This is a genomic window from Xanthomonas euvesicatoria pv. euvesicatoria, assembly GCF_020880415.1.
GTDB classification, from domain to species: Bacteria; Pseudomonadota; Gammaproteobacteria; order Xanthomonadales; family Xanthomonadaceae; genus Xanthomonas; species Xanthomonas euvesicatoria.
This window is the reverse complement of the sequence record NZ_JAJIUJ010000067.1, coordinates 20,685-38,264: the sequence shown is the minus strand read 5'-3', so window position 1 is coordinate 38,264 and position 17,580 is coordinate 20,685. Positions and strand designations below refer to the sequence as shown.

15 protein-coding genes and 1 pseudogene are annotated in these 17,580 nt (G+C 65.4%); 7 read left to right on the top strand and 9 right to left on the bottom strand.

Annotated elements, in window-relative coordinates:
- Positions 1 to 267: 267 nt before the first annotated feature.
- On the bottom strand, positions 268 to 492 hold the full coding sequence (locus tag LN450_RS10940; protein ID WP_003488133.1) for a YbdD/YjiX family protein: 225 nt from the start codon (positions 490 to 492) through the stop codon (positions 268 to 270).
- Positions 492 to 2,564, bottom strand: coding sequence for a carbon starvation CstA family protein (locus tag LN450_RS10935; protein WP_011348085.1), 2,073 nt, complete (start codon positions 2,562 to 2,564; stop codon positions 492 to 494). The genes LN450_RS10940 and LN450_RS10935 overlap by 1 nt, the downstream gene beginning before the upstream one ends.
- Positions 2,565 to 2,794: 230 nt before the next feature.
- Between LN450_RS10935 and LN450_RS10930 the strand changes: the two genes are divergently transcribed.
- Both LN450_RS10930 and LN450_RS10925 read left to right on the top strand, forming a co-directional pair.
- Positions 2,795 to 3,652 carry a pirin family protein gene (locus tag LN450_RS10930; RefSeq protein ID WP_011348084.1) on the top strand — a complete coding sequence of 286 codons (858 nt, stop codon included), beginning with the start codon at positions 2,795 to 2,797 and terminating at the stop codon, positions 3,650 to 3,652.
- A gap of 31 nt (positions 3,653 to 3,683) precedes the next feature.
- A complete protein-coding gene (locus tag LN450_RS10925) occupies positions 3,684 to 4,118 on the top strand; it encodes an OsmC family protein (RefSeq protein WP_011348083.1) in 435 nt (144 codons plus the stop codon).
- Between the two features lie 405 nt (positions 4,119 to 4,523).
- Here the strand turns inward: LN450_RS10925 and LN450_RS10920 are convergent, their stop codons facing one another.
- Both LN450_RS10920 and LN450_RS10915 read right to left on the bottom strand, forming a co-directional pair.
- Positions 4,524 to 4,985: a hypothetical protein gene (locus LN450_RS10920; protein ID WP_008572445.1), complete on the bottom strand. Its 462-nt coding sequence runs from the start codon at positions 4,983 to 4,985 to the stop codon at positions 4,524 to 4,526.
- Between the two features lie 247 nt (positions 4,986 to 5,232).
- Entirely contained in the window at positions 5,233 to 6,123 is an 891-nt protein-coding gene (locus LN450_RS10915) for a pirin family protein (protein ID WP_039416671.1), read from the bottom strand.
- 741 nt (positions 6,124 to 6,864) lie between these two features.
- Here LN450_RS10915 and LN450_RS10910 point away from each other — a divergent pair.
- On the top strand, positions 6,865 to 7,242 hold the full coding sequence (locus tag LN450_RS10910) for a hypothetical protein (RefSeq protein ID WP_011348081.1): 378 nt from the start codon (positions 6,865 to 6,867) through the stop codon (positions 7,240 to 7,242).
- Between the two features lie 73 nt (positions 7,243 to 7,315).
- On the opposite strand, the gene nfi is transcribed toward LN450_RS10910, so the two are convergent.
- Positions 7,316 to 8,029 (bottom strand): deoxyribonuclease V, encoded by a 714-nt coding sequence (gene nfi / locus LN450_RS10905; protein ID WP_011348080.1) that lies wholly within the window; start codon positions 8,027 to 8,029, stop codon positions 7,316 to 7,318.
- Positions 8,030 to 8,131: 102 nt separating this feature from the next.
- Between nfi and gpmA the strand changes: the two genes are divergently transcribed.
- The 4 genes and pseudogenes from gpmA (at position 8,132) to LN450_RS10885 (ending at position 13,527) form a co-directional block, all read left to right on the top strand.
- Positions 8,132 to 8,881 carry a 2,3-diphosphoglycerate-dependent phosphoglycerate mutase gene (gpmA, locus tag LN450_RS10900; RefSeq protein WP_008572455.1) on the top strand — a complete coding sequence of 250 codons (750 nt, stop codon included), beginning with the start codon at positions 8,132 to 8,134 and terminating at the stop codon, positions 8,879 to 8,881.
- 146 nt (positions 8,882 to 9,027) lie between these two features.
- Positions 9,028 to 9,342 (top strand): hypothetical protein, encoded by a 315-nt coding sequence (locus LN450_RS10895; RefSeq protein ID WP_011348079.1) that lies wholly within the window; start codon positions 9,028 to 9,030, stop codon positions 9,340 to 9,342.
- Positions 9,343 to 9,624: 282 nt separating this feature from the next.
- Positions 9,625 to 11,727: a M13 family metallopeptidase gene (locus LN450_RS10890; protein WP_011348078.1), complete on the top strand. Its 2,103-nt coding sequence runs from the start codon at positions 9,625 to 9,627 to the stop codon at positions 11,725 to 11,727.
- A 236-nt stretch (positions 11,728 to 11,963) separates the two neighbouring features.
- Positions 11,964 to 13,527: pseudogene (locus LN450_RS10885) on the top strand (phospholipase D family protein).
- Positions 13,528 to 13,818: 291 nt separating this feature from the next.
- On the opposite strand, the gene LN450_RS10880 reads toward LN450_RS10885, so the two are convergent.
- The 4 genes from LN450_RS10880 to LN450_RS10865 are packed head-to-tail and all read right to left on the bottom strand — an operon-like array spanning position 13,819 to position 17,579.
- Positions 13,819 to 14,946, bottom strand: a complete 1,128-nt coding sequence (locus LN450_RS10880) for a protein-glutamate methylesterase/protein-glutamine glutaminase (protein ID WP_039417055.1) — start codon at positions 14,944 to 14,946, stop codon at positions 13,819 to 13,821.
- The gene (locus tag LN450_RS10875; protein ID WP_039417054.1) at positions 14,943 to 15,749 is read right to left on the bottom strand and encodes a CheR family methyltransferase; all 807 of its coding nucleotides are present in this window, start codon (positions 15,747 to 15,749) and stop codon (positions 14,943 to 14,945) included. Before LN450_RS10875 ends, LN450_RS10880 begins: the two co-directional genes overlap by 4 nt.
- 4 nt (positions 15,750 to 15,753) lie before the next feature.
- Positions 15,754 to 17,037, bottom strand: a complete 1,284-nt coding sequence (locus LN450_RS10870) for an EAL domain-containing response regulator (protein ID WP_011348074.1) — start codon at positions 17,035 to 17,037, stop codon at positions 15,754 to 15,756.
- Positions 17,038 to 17,063: 26 nt separating this feature from the next.
- A complete protein-coding gene (locus LN450_RS10865) occupies positions 17,064 to 17,579 on the bottom strand; it encodes a chemotaxis protein CheW (protein WP_011348073.1) in 516 nt (171 codons plus the stop codon).
- Position 17,580: the final 1 nt, after the last annotated feature.

Here is a 17,580-nt window from a genome sequence, read left to right as displayed (position 1 = left end):
GAGGACACCGCACTAGACAGTTGACTGACGCCTGGTGAAAGCAGCTCGCTGCCGCGAACAGGTTCCTGCACGCGTCGATTGGGTTTTTGCTGCGGATCGATTGGCCATCACATCGACAGGCGCTGCGACGAGCGAATGCGCCATTACGTGATTCGTTTTATCGAGTTGCGGTCGAGCCAACGCAACAGGGCGCGATTCGCATCGCGCCCTGTTGCGGTTCTACCTCTTGATCGGCCGACGACCGGCCAGGCAATCAACCGTCACCGATCAACAACAGCGAAACCCACTCTTGCCGCCATAGCGCGCATCCTGGCGCTCGCGGAAGAAGGCGGGGTAGTCCATCACCGGTTTATCGGGATGCTTTTCCAGCATGTGGCGCACGTAGTTGTCGTAGTCGGGGATGCCGCAGCACAGCCGCGCGGTCTGGATCAGGCGCCGCCAAATGCGGCGATGCGCCTGATAGTGACTGGCCAGGACGAGTTGCGTGCCCATTACAGGTCTGCCATCTGATGCGGCTGCAACGCCACGTACGGGGTTTCGCGGTCGGTGCGCTGCGGGTTGCGGCGTGCTGCCACGATCGTCTTGATCGAATAGATCAGGATCGAGCCGACCACGAACAGGAACAGCACGGTCAGCCCGGTGTTGACATAGGCATTGGTGACGATCTGCTGCATCTGCGGCACCGTCTTGGCCGGCGCGGTGATGGTGTTGCTGGCGATGGCCGCCTGGAACTTGTGCGCCTGCGCCAGGAAGCCCTGCGCCGGGTTGCTGTCGAAGATCTTGATCAACCCCGCGTACGTGGTGCACAACAACAGCCACAGCGCCGGCACGATGGTGACCCAGGCGTAGCGGTCGCGCTTCATCTTGAACAACACCACCGTACCCAGCATCAACGCGATCCCGGCCAGCATCTGGTTGGAGATGCCGAACAACGGCCACAAGGTCTGGATGCCGCCGAACGGATCGATCACGCCGGTGTAGAGCAGGTAGCCCCACAGCGCCACGCAACCGGCGGTGGCGATGATGTTGGCGGTCCACGACTCGGTCTTCTTCAACGCCGGGATGAAGTTGCCCAGCAGGTCCTGCAGCATGAAGCGGCCGGCGCGCGTGCCGGCGTCTACCGCGGTCAGGATGAACAGGGCTTCGAACAGGATGGCGAAGTGATACCAGAACGCCATGGTGTCTTCGCCCGGCAGCAACTGGTGCAGGATCTGCGCGATGCCCACCGCCAGCGTAGGGGCACCGCCGGCGCGCGCCAGGATGCTGTGCTCGCCGATATCGCGTGCCGTGGCCTCGAGTACCTGCGGTGTGATCGAGAAGCCCCACTCGCTGATCTTGGCAGCCACTGCGACAGTGTCGGTGCCCACCAGCGAGGCGGGGCTGTTCATGGCGAAGTAGATGCCCGGCTCGATGATCGACGCGGCCACCAGCGCCATGATCGCCACGAACGATTCCATCAGCATGCCGCCGTAGCCGATGTAGCGCATGTGGCCTTCGTTGGCGAGCAGCTTGGGCGTCGTGCCGGACGCGATCAACGCATGGAAGCCGGAGACCGCGCCGCAGGCAATGGTGATGAACAGGAACGGGAAGATGCCGCCCTTCCAGACCGGGCCATCGCCGGTGGAGGCAAATTGCGTGAGCGCCGGCATCTTCAGGTCCGGCATGACAACCAGGATGCCGATCGCCAGGGCCAGGATGGTGCCGATCTTGAGGAAGGTGGACAGGTAGTCGCGCGGTGCCAGCAGCAGCCACACCGGCAGCACCGAGGCGACGAAGCCGTAGCCGATCAGCATCCAGGTGATCTGCTTGGCGGTGAAGGTGAAGGCCGGGCCCCAGGTCGGGTCCGCCGTCACCTTGCCGCCCAGCCAGATCGCCCCCAGCAGCAGGATCAACCCCACCACCGAGATCTCGCCGATCTTGCCGACGCGGATGTAGCGCATGTACACGCCCATCATGATCGCGATGGGCATTGTGGCGATGACGGTGAACATGCCCCATGGGCTTTCCGCTAGCGCCTTGACCACCACCATCGCCAGCACCGCCAGGATGATGATCATGATCAGGAAGGCGCCGAACAGGGCGATGGTGCCGGGCACCTGGCCCATTTCCTCGCGCACCAGATCGCCCAGCGAGCGGCCGTTGCGACGGCTGGACAGGAACAGCACCACGAAGTCCTGCACCGCACCGGCGAACACCACGCCCACCACCAGCCACAGCAGGCCGGGCAGGTAGCCCATCTGTGCGGCGAGCACCGGACCGACCAGCGGCCCGGCGCCGGCGATGGCGGCGAAGTGATGGCCGAACAGCACGTGCTTGTTGGTGGGCACGTAATCCAGGCCGTCGTTGTTGGCGACCGCCGGGGTGGCGCGGGTGATGTCCAGCTGCATCACCTTGTCGGCGATGAACAGGCTGTAGAACCGGTAGGCGATCAGATAGATCGACACCGCTGCCACCACGATCCATAACGCGTTGATGTGCTCGCCACGCCGCAGCGCAACGGTACCCAGGCAGAACGCGGCCAGCAGCGCCAACGCGCCCCAGGCCAGCTTGGAGAACCCTTTCATGCATGCCCCTCAGGAACGATTCGTTCAAGGGTCCCCCCACGCCCGGCTGCGGTCAATGCCAGGCGGGCGCAACGGGTTAAAACTTTGGTCGTAGGGTGCTGCGGTCACAGATCGGTTAGGGCGCTGGCGCGTTGGCGGCGTCTGGAACGATCGGTTGCAATGGTCGCGGTTGGGCGGCGGCCCGCGCGCACCCATCATTGGCGCTTCGCCACAGGGCACAGGGACAAGCGATGAGCACCACGACCACCACAGCAGCGCACGTACTGCGCACCATTCGCGGCATGCCGACCTCCGACGGGGCCGGGGTCAAGCTGACCCGCGTCATCGGCACCCAGCAGCTGCCGGAGCTGGACCCGTTCCTGATGCTGGACGAATTCGGTACCGACAAGGCCGAAGACTATTTGGCCGGTTTCCCCAGCCACCCGCATCGCGGTTTCGAGACCGTGACCTACATGCTCGACGGGCGCATGCGCCACAAGGACAACCACGGCAACGAAGGCCTGCTGACGCCGGGCAGCGTGCAGTGGATGACCGCCGGGCGCGGGCTGATCCATTCGGAAATGCCGGAGCAGGAATCCGGGCGCATGCGCGGCTTTCAGTTGTGGGTGAACCTGCCGGCGCGCGAGAAGATGACCGATCCCAAGTACCAGGAGTACGCACCCGACCACATTCCGGTGGCGCATCCGGCGCTCGGCGTGACGGTCAAGGTGATTGCCGGTGCGGTGGGCGAGGTGGTCGGGCCGATCGTGCAACCTGCAACGAGCCCGGTATACCTGGATATCGCGTTGGAACCGAACGTGGAATGGGAGTATCAGCTGCCCAGCGGACATAACGCGTTCGCGTATGCCTTCGAGGGCGCGCTGACGGTGGGCGAGAACGACACCGCGCGCGTGTTGTCGGCGCAGCAGCTGGCCGTGCTGGGTGGCGGACAGCGCCTGCGCCTGCACGCCGGTGCCGATGGCGCGCAATTGATTCTGGTCGCGGGCCGCCCGCTCAACGAACCCGTCATGCGGCATGGCCCGTTCGTGATGAACACCAAGCAGGAACTGATGCAGGCGTTCGTCGATTTCCAGGAAGGCCGGTTTTGAACCGGCCCGCGTACGACAACAGGAGCCGGCAATGAGTGACCGGCCCGTCAGCGTGCGCACCGGCACGGTGCCGTACACGGTCAGCATCCACGACGGGCTGCACACCTGGAGCGGCGATACGCAGCCGGCCAATGGTGGCAGCGACGCCGGGCCGGATCCCGAATCGCAGGTGTTGGGCGCACTGGGTGCGTGCACCGCCATCACGGTGTCGATGGTGGCCGCGCGCAAGCACTGGCCGCTGACGGCGGTGCACGTGCATCTGCATTACACGCAGCGCGGCGCTGCCGGCACGGCGATCGCCCGCGCGGTGGTGCTTGACGGTGCGCTCGACGACGAGCAACGCGCACGGTTGATGGAGGTGGCCGACAAATGCCCGATCCATCGCCTGCTGACCGGCGAGGTGCGCATCGAGACTCAGTTGCAGGCGGCTGGCGGCGGTGGAGACACGGCGATTCGAAGCGACTGACAGACGCTTGCCGGCAGTCTTTGGGTTCGGTGAATGCGGAATCGGAATTGGAACGAGCGATCGGTCCACGCCGATTCCGGGCGTATGCCGACATGACGTGCGCCACTGCTCCAACGTTTGCAACCGTGAGCGTTCTCCAGCCCATCGCCGCCGCACGTGGTGGCCGCCGGAATCAAAATCGTTGAGCGGCTGGACGCATCGGTGCGCTTGGTGCATGCGCAAGCCGCTCGGGCGTCGCCTCATGCGCGTCGGCGCGACACGCGAGGGCACGAGCATCAGTGCGCAATGGTGATCTGCGGCGACACGCTCGCGGCAGATATCGTCAGATACTGTCTGCAGCGTGCCGGCAAACCCGCGCGCTGCAAGACGGGTGCAGCAGTGCGCGGGGCTGTGACGCGCGCTGCGTCAGCGCTGCAGCGCCAGGCTGGCCGGCTGCAGATCCATGTTCTGCACCATCGACTGCATCGAGGCGAGTTCTTCGGTGCTGGCGCCATCGATCCACAGCTGGGCGTAGCGCTTCTTGCCCAGTTCGACCACGGTGACGCGGCGCGATTCCGTGCCCGGCATGTCGCGGCCGCCCAGATCGAGCTTGTACCAGTAGAAATCTTCCTGCTGGATCTGGCCCTTTTCGGCGCGCCGCTCGCGTGCCAGTGTCATCGCCGGGTCGCGGGTAGTGAGCATCACGCCGACCACCTGCCGGCCATCGGCAGTCATGGCCTTGCAGACCAGGTAATCGGCACCGGCGAGCTCGTTCCACTGCAGGCCGGAGGCCGGTGGCAACGGCGGGCAGACCGGCGAGGTCTGGGCATGGGCGGTGGCAGCGGCCAGCAGCAAGCTCAGGCCAACAAGGCAGGATGCAGACTTCATACACGATTCCCCGGCATTGGATGACGATGCGGGCGCGCCGATTTCGTGCCGTTGCAGTGCCTCGAACTCCCCGTCCAAGGACTGCCGTCTACGCAACGCGCTCCGTCTACAAGGCCATCACTACCACAGTTTTGCGAATCAGCTCAAGTGGTGTCGCACCTGTGCCTGGCATCGCATGTGCAGCGTGGCACTTCCGGTAAGAGACCTGGTGATCGCGCGTGTTGGTCCACTCGCGCAGCGCACGGTTTCAAGGGTAATTAACCGGTTTTGGGGCCGGTGACTCGGGCAGCGGAATGAACTCCTTGTCGTCGCCGGGAATGCTACCGAAGCGGCCTGCCTGCCAGTCGTCCTTGGCCTGCTCGATGCGTTCCTTGGAACTGGACACGAAGTTCCACCATAGATGACGCGGCCCATCTAGCGGCTCGCCGCCAAGCAGCATCGCCTTGAGCGGGGTCTTGGCGCGCAGGCGGCCGCGGGCGCCGGGCGAGGGCACGATCAGGTGGCGAGCTGGCACGTCGGCACCGTCCAGCTGCGCTTGGCCTTCCAGGATGTACAGGGCGCGCTCGGCGTGCCCGGTGTCCAGATCCAGTTCGGCGTTGGGCGCCAGATCCAGCGCCACATTCAGCGTGCCGCTGAACACCTGTACCGGCGATTCCTCGCCATATGCGCGGCCGGCGATCACGCGCAGCCACACGCCGTCGCGGCGCTGCTGCGGCAGGCTTGCCGCCGCGTGGTGATGGAACGCGGGCGCGGTTTCTTCGGCCGAGCGCGGCAAGGCGATCCAGGTCTGCATACCGTGCAAGGCGTGTTCGCGTGCGCGCTCCGGGCCAGGCGTGCGTTCGGAATGGGCGATGCCGCGGCCGGCGGTCATCCAGTTGACGTCGCCGGGGCGGATCACCTGATCCGAGCCCAGCGTGTCGCGGTGGCCGATTTCGCCGGCCCACAGGAACGTGACCGTGGCCAGGCCGATGTGCGGATGCGGGCGTACATCGATGCCGTGATCGGGCTCCAGCACGGCTGGGCCCATGTGGTCGACGAACACGAACGGGCCGACGCTGCGCGCCTGCAGGGTTGGCACGGCGCGGCGCACTTCCAGTCCGCCGATGTCATGGACGCGTGGAGCGATCAGGGTGGTCATGCGCGGTCTCGCGGAGTTGATGACGTGGGCACGAGCTTCGCATGCGCGGTGGCCGGGGCGGGCGCGTGGCGTAAAACGCAGTGTCCGGGTCATGGCGCTTCCTGCGCGTCGGGGGACGCGCCATCGGCGCGGCAGCGGGTGCCGCACCGCGAATGCCTTACGGAAGCGGTACGAGGTAGCAGCGGCTCAGCGCGAGACAGCCCCGGTCTTTGCAGGCAGATGCGGTGCCAACGAGGACATTGTTGGCAGCGAAGACGACGCATCCAGCGCTGCGGTCCGGGATCATGCAGGCCGCACTACTGAAGCTCGGCGCGGGCGCCATTGCCGTGCGCATGTTTCCCATCGGCAAGGCCCGGGGCGCTTGTGGCCGCCATGGCCGGCCTGATCTTGCAACGCAAGCGGCTGTCTCCAGGCCTCGCCACCGCTGTTGCCGCCAGGTATCGGTGGACGAGGTTCTGGCAGCGGCGAAGTTGCAACACGAACGAAGTTGCATGGCGGGAAACGTACCGCCGCCACCTAAATGCAGCGTGCCAGGTCACGTGCGTCATCGCGCCATGAATAATGGCGGCGCTGCACGATCCACGAGCGCTTTGGCCTTCATTGCATGCGTCTCAGGTGACGGATCGGCAACGGTCGCTTGCTGCGCATCGTCTGCGGTGCACACCTGGCGGCAAGTCGCTCGCGCTTTAGCGTTTTACTCGATGCGTTTCAGATTCTCACTCCCAATCCGAGGAATACGTTATGTCCTTATCGATCTCAGGAAGGAAGACAACATCGCTGCTCTTCTTGGTGATGGCCGCGTTGGCGCCCTGCCTTGGTAGTGCGCAGAGCGCCCGGGCCCTCCCCAGTCGCATCATCAGTGCGTCCGCTAATGTCCGCTCGCTGGCATTCCTGATAAATGGAAGCGCGGTCGGCTGCTATGCGGTCTACTCCGGCAGGAGTGTTGCAGGGCCGACGCTCAGCACGGCGACCACCTATCAGGTCGCTGCGTCCTCGTCCTCGTGCAGCGATCAGCCCTATGCAGTGGGGCCATTGGTGAACTACCGGCCTGCGTCCGACAAGCAACTGATTTTCTTCCGGATCGACGGCTCCGGTCGCATCGTCATCACTTACAACTGATGGGTTGCCCCAGCGCCGTGCCTATGCGGCCGGCGCTGGGGCTGTGGCACGTGGCCGCTGACGCGACGCCTGCTCACAGCAGCTGACCGGAGCAGGCTGCCGGTACCGTCACCTCGCCGCGGCGCGAGGCCAGCCGGTCGGCCAGGCGCGTAGGCTCGGGCAGGCGATAGGCGCGCAACGTGCGCAGGGTCCAGTCGAGCGCGCCTTGCATCGACACGCAATGGCCGGGCGAGACAATCAAGGGGTTGCAACGCGGTTTGCTGCGCAGTGCCCAGCCGATCTGCGCACCGCCCAGCAGGATCGGCGTGTGGTCGCCGCGTTCGGGCCCAGGCTCAGCGAAGCTGCCGGCCAGGCGCTGCTTGGCGATGCCGATGCACGGCAGGCCGGTCACTACGCCGAAGTGCGCCGCGATGCCCAGCCTGCGCGGATGCGCGATGCCCTGGCCATCGATGAACACCAGATCCGGCGTACGCGACAGCAGCGCCAGGGCCCTCAGCAACGCGGGCAATTCGCGAAAACTGAGCAGGCCGGGGACATAGGGCATCGAGGTCGGCACGCGCGCGACGTGCGTTTCCAGCGGGAGCAGCGTCTGCGCATCCAGCAACACGGCAGCCGCACGGGTGGTCTGGCCATCGTCTTCGAAACCGACATCGAACCCCGCAAGCAACTGCGGCGTTGCGCTCACCGCGTCATCGAGCACCACGCGCCGTGCCAGTTGCTGCTGCAACTGTCGCGCCTGAATCACGCTGCCGTCCCAACCGGCGAAGACGGGATCGTTGGTCTGCATTGCGAAAGCATCGCGCGCTGCCTGTGGCGATCTCGTGCACGCCTGCGATGCACGCGCTGCCGCTACAATCGCAGGCTGATCGGCCCCAATCGGAGAACCGTAGTGACCCGCAAACTCGTACTGCTGCGCCATGGCCAGAGCCAATGGAATCTGGACAACCGTTTCACCGGCTGGGTGGATGTGGAACTCACCGACCAGGGCCGCCAGGAAGCTGTGGCGGCCGGCAAGCTGATGAAGGACGAAGGGCTGCAGTTCGATGTCGCCCACACCTCGGTGCTCAAGCGCGCCATCCACACGCTGCAGGGCGCATTGAAGGAACTGGACCAGGACTGGTTGCCGGTGTCCAAGAGCTGGCGCCTCAACGAGCGCCACTACGGCGGCCTGCAAGGGCTGGACAAGGCCGAAACCGCGGCCAAGCACGGCGAGGAGCAGGTCAAGATCTGGCGCCGTTCCTACGACATCCCGCCGCCGGCGATGGACGTCAACGACCCGGGCCACCCGTGCCATGACCGGCGCTACGCCACCCTGGACCGCAACGCTCTTCCGGGGACCGAGTCGTTGGCAACCACGCTGGTGCGCGTGTTGCCGTATTGGCACGACGCGATTGCGCCGCAGTTGAAGGCCGGGCAGACCGTGCTGGTGACCGCGCACGGTAATTCGCTGCGCGCGCTGTACAAGTACCTCAACGATGTCTCCAACGAGCAGATCCTCGAGCTCAACATCCCCACAGGCATCCCGTTGCTGTTCGAGCTGGACGACAACCTGCAGGTGCGCAGCTTCCGTTACCTGGGCGACCCGGAAGCGGCCAAGCGCGCGGCCGAAGCGGTGGCCAACCAGGGCAAGGCGAAGTAATCGCCGTTGGCGGTTGCAGCGCTGCGTGCGGTGCGCGCAGCGCGTGTTCTTGTGCGCATGCGGCTGCAAGCGGCTGCGTGCGGTGATGAATGGAAGCGGTGCGAGAGGGTAATACGCGCTCGGCACCGAGGCGCAGGCGAGACACGATGTCCAGCAAACGGAGAACCCGGCAGATGACTGCCGTTTACTGTCGCGCGTATCTGGTGACGCTCGGCATGCTGGTGGCCGGCGGGGCCGCGTTTGTCGCCTTGGCTGCTGGCGACATCTCCGGCGCGGGACTGGCGCTGGCACTGCTGATCTGCGCGATGGGGGCGCTGTTGCTGGGGTTTGGCGTGGCTGGGCCGGCGCCACAGATGGAAGCGTGGGCCGATGCGGCGTCGGGGCACGAGCTCGCCCTGGCGCTGATGGTGCTGGCGTATCCGGTGTATCTGGTGATGGCGCCGTTTTACGCGCGGCGTTGAGCGCATGCGATGGCGCGCGTTGCGCCGGCATGCAGGTGGAGTGGAAGCAGTGCGTGGCGGTGCCGATGACGGACGCGCACGTGCTGTACAGATGCAATGGACTTTCATGGCGCACGGCATCGACTTCATGTTGCGGTGCCGCTGCACGGATGTGGTCTGGCCGGTTGCAGAGCGACTGACGAAGAGGCGGGCGCCTGCGCTGCGCGGTTCTTCGCCAGCGCTTGCCGACCGGATGTCGACTTTTTTCGATCGCGCCTGCGCGGTCATGCCCTGGAGAATTCAATGAAGTTGCGCAAGTTAGCTCCGCTGTCGCTTGCGGTCGCCATCGTGGTCGCGCTGTCTGCGTGCGGCGCCTCCGATGACACCGCCAAGGTGGCGCCTGCCGCGCCGCAGGCGGTATCGACCAAGGTGGATGTGTCCAAGCTCGATGCGCCGATCGTGGCATTCAGCAGCAGCGACCTGGACCCGAGCATCGCTGCGTGTCAGGACCTCAACGGGTTCGTCAACGCCAAGTGGCTCAAGGCCAATCCGGTGCCGTCCGATCGCACCAGCTGGGGCAGCTTTGAGGTGCTGGCCGAGCGCTCGCTGACCATCCAGCACGCGTTGGTGGAGCAACTGGCGCGCGGCAATCTGTCGGCCGGTTCGGTGGATGCCAAGATCGCCGACCTGTGGCGGACCGGCTCGGATGAAGCGGCGATCGACAAAGCGGGCATTACGCCGCTGCAGCCGCAGTTGAAGGACATCGACGCATTGACCGATGCGCCGTCCATCGCCGCCTGGTTGCGCAACAGTTATGCGCAAGGCCAGGGCTTGGTGTTTTCGTTCGGTGCCAATGCCGACTACAAGAATTCCGAGCAGATGATCGCCTACGCAGGGCAGGGCGGTCTGGGCTTGCCCGAAAAGGGCTATTACACCGATCCGGCGCAGGCAAAGATCCGCGAGCAGTACGTGGCCTACATCGCGCGGATGCTGGAGCTGTCGGGTATCCCGGCAGCGCAGACGGCCGCGCAGGCCAAGGCGGTGATGGCGTTCGAGACGCGCCTGGCCAATGCGTCGTTGTCGCGTATCGAACTGCGCGACCCGGCCAAGCGCTACAACCCGGTCGATGTGGCCGGCGCCAACGCCATCACGCCGCACTTCGACTGGAAGGCGTTTTTCGCAGCGCTCAAGGTGCCGGCCGGCACCTTCTCGCTGAGCCAGCCGGGCTATTTCGCCGAGCTCGATGCGATGCTGGCCGATACGCCGATCGCTACCTGGAAGGCGTATCTGCGCTTCCATACGGTGGACGAAGCGGCGCCGTATCTGGCCAAGCCGTTCGAGCAGGCCAATTTCGATTTCTACGCAAAGACCCTGCGCGGCCAGCAGGACATGCTGCCGCGCTGGAAGCGCACCTTGAATGCGGTCAACGAGGCGATGGGCGAGGCCCTGGGCCAGCTGTATGTGCAATCTGCATTCCCGGCCGAATCAAAGGAGCAGATGCAGCAACTGGTGCAAAACCTGTCGGCGGCGCTCAAGGCGCGGCTGGAAAAGCTCGACTGGATGAGCGCGGACACCAAACAGCGCGCACTGGAGAAATGGGCCAGCTTCACTCCCAAGATCGGTTACCCGGACCAGTGGCGCGATTGGTCGGGCCTTCAGACGCGTGGCGACGGCTTTCTTGCCAACATGCAGGCCGCGCAGGCATTCAACTACCGCGACATGCTGGACAAGATCGGCAAGCCGGTCGACAAGCGCGAGTGGCACATGACCCCGCAGACGGTGAATGCGTACTACAACGCCACACGCAACGAGATCGTGTTTCCGGCCGCCATCCTGCAGCCGCCGTTCTTCGACCCCAAGGCCGATCCGGCCTTGAACTACGGTGGCATCGGTGCGGTGATCGGACACGAAATGATGCACGGCTACGACGATTCCGGCAGCCAGTTCGATGCCAAGGGCAACTTCGATAGCTGGTGGACCGATGCAGACCGCAAGTTGTTCACCGAGCGCACCGACCGACTGGTGGCGCAGTTCGATGGCTATGAAGCGATCAAGGGCGTGCACGTCAAAGGCAAGCTGACGCTGGGCGAGAACATCGGCGATCTGGGCGGCCTGACCGTGGCGTACGATGCCTTGCAAATGGCGTTGCAGGAGCAGCCGGCCGCCAACACGCAGATCGATGGTTATTCGCAGGACCAGCGGTTCTTCATGAACTGGGCCACGGTCTGGCGCCGCAACTTCACCGATGGCGAATTGCGCGTGCGCCTGAACACCGACCCGCACGCACCGGCGAATTTCCGCGCCAACGGTGCGCCGTCGAACATGCCGGCGTTTGCGCAGGCGTTCCAGTGCAAGCCCGGCGATGCGATGGTGCGTGGCGACAAGGAGCGGGTGACCATCTGGTAAGCGCCGCGGGCGCGCGATGGTGCTTCGGCAGCTGGCGCGCCATACCGCTGATGACGCCGTAAACCACCACGTTCGCCCTGTGCGGCACGCGGTGCTGCGAGTACTCGCGTCCACGACACTTCCACGACACCCGTCTGTTTCTCGCGGGAATTGTCGAGGTTGCTTGTGTCAGCGTCTGCACACCGGCCTGCCCGCGTGGGCTCTACACTGCCGCGCTGCGCATCGCGGAATCGGCAGTGACAAAGCGGAAATTTTTTCAAATGGTTCGGCATTGCGCTGCTGGTACTGGTGCTGGCCAGCGCGTTATCGCTGTACGGCTACGGGCGCTTTGCCGACCGTCAACGCGGGCCGGTCAGTCACGTGCTGCCTGCCACGGCGGTGGCGACGCCCATCGACAAGGTGGTGGCGCCACTGCAACAGGCGCACGCCGATCAGACCGGCATGGTGATCCTGCCGGATAACGTCGATGCGTTTGCGGTACGTGCGCTCACCGCGCGTGCGGCCGGGCGCAGCCTGGATCTGCAGTACTACATCTGGCATGCCGATTTCGCCGGCAACCTGCTGCATAACGAATTGCTGCGCGCGGCCGATCGCGGCGTACGCGTGCGGTTGTTGCTGGACGACATGAATATCCATGGCAGCGATTCGGTGCTGGCTGCCCTGGATAGCCATCCGCTGATCGAGATTCGCCTGTTCAACCCCACGCGCGCGCGAGAAGGCACCTTGATGCGTGGGGTGGAGATGGTGCTGCGCATGCTCAGCATCAATCGCCGCATGCACAACAAGGCCTGGATTGCCGATGGCCGCATCGCGGTGGTGGGTGGGCGCAACGTGGGCGACGAATATTTCGATGCGGCGCGCGACACCAACTTCATGGATATGGATGCGGCGCTGATGGGGCCTGCGGTGGGCCAGGCCGAGCAGGTGTTCGACGCGTACTGGAACAGCCCCAATGCCTTGCCGCTGTCTGCGCTGGTCACCGCAAAGCCGCAGGCACTGGAGGCCTTGCGTGGCAGCCTTGACGCGGGCATGGCATCGGTGCGCGCGCATCCGTATGTGGAGCGGCTCAAGCGCTCGCCAAGCGTGCGTGAACTGATGCAGGGCGACCGACCGGTGCACTGGGTGTCGCAGGCGCGCACCGTCTCCGACCCGCCGGAAAAAGCCGAAGGTGCGCCGCCGCAAGCCGACTGGATGACGCCGGTGCTGATCGGCGAAATGGCGCACGCACAGCGCGAGCTCAAAGTGATCTCGCCATATTTCGTGCCGGGCGACGAGGGCATGCGCTGGATCGGCAACCTACGCCAGCGCGATGTGCGCGTGAGCATTCTGACCAACTCGCTGGCGGCCAACGACGTGGTGGCCGTGCACAGCGGCTATGCCGGCTATCGCGTGCCGCTGCTGCAGCAGGGCGTGCGCCTGCATGAGCTCAAGCCGATGGGCAAGCCGGACGGCAGCCTGTTCGGTTCAAGCGGCGCCAGCCTGCATACCAAGGCGTTTGTCGTGGACGACAGCAGCGGTTTCATCGGCTCGTTCAACCTGGACCCGCGTTCGATGAACCTCAATACCGAAATGGGCCTGTTGTTCAACGACCGAGTGGTCACCGCGGAGCTGGAGCGGCTGTACAACCACAAGATCAGTGCGCCGGTGAGTTACCGCGTGACCCTGGAGCAGGGCGAGCTGCGTTGGCACGACGATGCCGCGCAGCCGCCCGAGGTGTGGTCGCGCGAGCCGGCGGCGAGCGTGTGGCGACGTGGCGCAGCAGCGGTGATGGGCTGGTTGCCGCTGGAGTCGCAGCTGTAGCTGGCTGGTTAGCGTGTTGCCCTCATCCGCCCTTCGGGCACCTTCTCCCGCCGGCGGGAGAAGGGAATGTGGCGGTCTTTCATGGATAGGAGAATGCGCGCGTCGATGCGGCGCAGACGCAGTGGCTGCGTTGGAGCAGACGCAATTGCTGCATTGGAGCACGGGCAATGGCTGTGTCCAGCAGGTGCACAGGCTCTGTCCAGTAGGTGCAGTGGGTCTGTCGCGCGGAAGACGCGGTAGACGCGGTGGCTCTGTCAGAGCGTTGAGCGCGTGACGTGGACGTCTGTCGCGTTATTGCAGCTGCGTCACGATCTCGCGCGCCATCGCGCCCAGCGGCAGGATACGGTCTGCGCCGCCGCGCTTGATCGCTTCCTTGGGCATGCCGAACACGATGCTGGTGTGTTCGTCCTGTGCCACCGTGCGTGCGCCGGCCTGGCGCATTTCCAGCAGGCCGGCGGCGCCATCGTCGCCCATGCCGGTCATGATGATGCCCAGCGCATTGCTGCCGGCCGCGCGCGCGGCCGAGCGGAACAGCACATCGACCGAGGGCCGATGCCGGTTGACCGGTGGGCCTTCCAGCACTTCGACGAAATACTGCGCGCCACTGCGACGCAGCAACAGATGTTTGCCGCCCGGTGCGATCAATGCACGGCCCGGCATCACCCGGTCGTTGTTGGCGGCCTCCTTGACGGCGATCTGGCAAAGACCGTTCAGGCGCGCGGCGAAGGCAGCGGTGAATTTCTCCGGCATGTGCTGCACGATCACGATGCCGGGGCAGACGCGCGGCAGCGCGGTGAGCACTTCTTCCAGGGCCTGGGTGCCGCCGGTGGAGGTGCCGATGGCGACGATGCGTTCGGTGGTCTGCGCCAGCGCACGTCCGCTTTGTGCCGGCAGGATGATATCGGCGGTGTGCTTGACCTCCGCTTCCAGCGGCGCGGCAGTTACGCGCGCAGCCAGCCGCTTGACGTTGGCGCGCGCTGCGCTGCGCACGGTCGCCACCAGTTCGTCGGCAGAGTCGGTGAGAAATTGCTTCAAACCCAGGCGGGGTTTGGTCACCACTGCCACCGCGCCGGCGGCCAGTGCATCCATGGTGACGCGCGCGCCTTTTTCGGTGAGCGTGGAGCAGATAACCACCGGCGTGGGCCGCTCGCTCATGATCTTGCGCAGAAAGGTGATGCCGTCCATGCGCGGCATTTCCACGTCCAGCACGATCACATCCGGCCAGTGCTGGCGCATTTTTTCGATCGCCAGCAGCGGGTCGGCGGCAGTGGCGATGACGTCGATGCCCGGCGCGTCGTTGAGCACGCCCACCAGCACCTGGCGTACCACTGCCGAATCGTCGACCACCATGGCCTTGATGGTCGTGGGGTTGGCGGCGGGGCGATGGAGCGCTGTGGACACGGTGAATCCTTGGGTCATGCCTTGCGGAAGATCGAGGGTGCCACCTGGACCAGATCGATGTCGAGTTCGCTCAGGCTTTCCGAATGGCCGATGCAGAAGTGCCCGCCCGGCTTGAGGTTGGACAGCACGCGCAGGATCACTTCGCGCTTGGTCTGGCCGTTGAAATAGATCATCACATTGCGCAGGAAGATCGCATCGAAGCTGCCCAGTGCCGGCAGCGCGGCATTGAGGTTGGCGTGCACGAACTGCACGCGCTCGCGCAGCCGCCGCTCCACCAGCAAGGTGCCGTCGTACTCGCCTTGGCCACGCAGGCAATAGCGTTTGAGATAGGCCTGCGGGATGCCGTCGATGCGTTGCAGCGCGTAATGGCCCGTGCGCGCCTTGGCCAGCACGCGCGTGCTGATGTCGGTGCCTACCACCTCGAACGGGCGGCCCTGCAAGGTGTCGTCCAGCACCATCGCCATGCTGTAGGCTTCCTCGCCGCTGGAACTTGCAGCGCTCCAGCAGCGGAACGGCAGCCCGCCACGGTGTTCGCCGGCCAGCCTGCGCAGCAGCTCGAAATGCTTGGGCTCGCGGAAGAAATAGGTTTCGTTGGTGGTGAGCAGGTCGATCGCAGTCTGGATTTCCCTGCGGTCCTGGCGGCTTTCCAGCAGCTGCAGGTACTGCGTATAGGTGCTGAACTGATGTTCGCGCAGGCGCTTGCCCAGGCGGCCGCACAGCATCGCCTTCTTGCCGGAGGAAATGGTGATGCCGGCCGCTTCGAAGATGAAGCGCTGGAAGCGGCCGAACTCCTGTTCGGTGATGGCGGTCGCGGTGCTCATCGGCTCAGGCCACATCCGCATCGCTGTGGAACGTGCTGTCGCTCAGGCGTGCGATGCGCATGGCGTGTTCGCGCCACCACTCCGACAGCATCGGCCCGGGCATCGGCGAGGCCATCAGATAGCCTTGTGCCAGGTCGCAGCCAAGTTCGCGCAGCAGCCGCCAGTCGTCGGGCGTTTCCACGCCTTCGGCCACGGCGGTGAGCTCGAGCCGATGCGCCAGCTCCAGCGTCGATTCGAGCACGGTGCGCTGGCTGCGGCTGCGATGCGCTGCATGCACGAAGCTGCGGTCCAGCTTGAGTTCGGTGAAGGGAATGCTGGCCAGCCGCTGCAGCGAGGAGAAGCCGGTGCCGTAGTCGTCGATGGACAGGCCGAACCCGTGCAGGCGCAAACGCGCCAGCATGCTCAGCGCATTGGCCGGCTCCACGATGGCGCTTTCGGTGAGTTCCAGCACCAGGTCGGCCGGGCTCAGGCCGTTCTCGCCCAGCTTGGCGCACAGCTCTTCGAGAAAATGATCTTCGCCCAAGAGCCGGGGCGAGAGGTTCAAGGCCAGGCTCAGGTCGAAGCCTTCGCCGCGCCAGTCCACCAATTGCGCGATGGCCTTGTCGATGACCTGCTGCGTCAACGCGTGGATCAAGCCTTCGCGTTCGGCCAGCGGAATGAAACGGTCCGGGCCGATCATGTCGCCTTGCGGGCGGCGCCAACGTGCGAGCGCTTCCACGCCACGCAGGCGGCCGTCCTTCAGGTCGAGCTTGGGTTGGTAGGCCACACGGATCTCGCCGCGGCGCATGGCGCGGTCCAGCCGCGAGGCGGCGGCACCACCGCTGGACATCAGCGGCGAGATCGCCACCGGCGCGAATGCCGGTGCATCGGCGGCCGGCTCCGGTTCGCAATCCAGCACGGTGGCCAGATCTTGCAGGTTCATCGGCTTTTCGATGCCGCCGAGCACGCGCACGCCGGCACTGCGGCTGAGTTGCATCACTGCATCGATCAAGGCACCGCCGCGTTGCGAGACCACCACCACCGGCACGCTGTATTTGCCGCGCGCCAGGGCGTCGAGCAACTGCACGCCGTCCATGCCCGGCATTTCCAGATCCACCAGCAACAACGATGGCGCCTGGGCGCGCGTCAGCCATTCCAGTGCCGCGTTTCCGTCGACGGCACCGTCGACCACGCTTGCGCCGAGCTGGCGACACAGCGCCATGGCGTGTTCGCGCTGGACCACGCTGTCGTCCACGACCAGGACCGGGCCGGCCAGCGTGCAGTTGCAGGAGAGAAGGGCGGGGCGCATGGGAGTCCTTGAGTGCATGCGTGAGGTCAGGCCGCCAGCTCGGCGGCCGGCAGCTGGGCGAGCGTGTCGTTGCCCAGCACGGCATCGGCATCGAGCAGGATCACGAAGCGCTCGCCGATCTTGCCCATGGCGTGGATGAAGTCGCGCGCGATGCCGGCGCCAAAGCTGGGCGTGTCGACGATGTCGGAAGGCGCGATTTCCAGCACTTCGCTGACCGCATCCACCAGGAGCCCGAGCACCTGATGCAGCTGGCCATGCGCGATCTCCACGATCACGATGCAGCTGCGCTTGGTGATCGCGCTGGCGTTGCGGCCGAAGCGTTGCTGCAGATCCACCACCGGTACCACCGCTCCACGCAGATTGATCACCCCGCGCAGTGCCGGCGGCATCATCGGCACGTCGGTGGGGATGCGGTATTCGATGATTTCCTTGATGCCCAGGATGCCCAGGCCGAACATTTCCCCACCCAGCAAAAACGTGAGGTATTGCTGCGGTGCCGTCGAAGACGGCACTTGGCGGTCGGTTGCAGGAAGCGCTTGCATC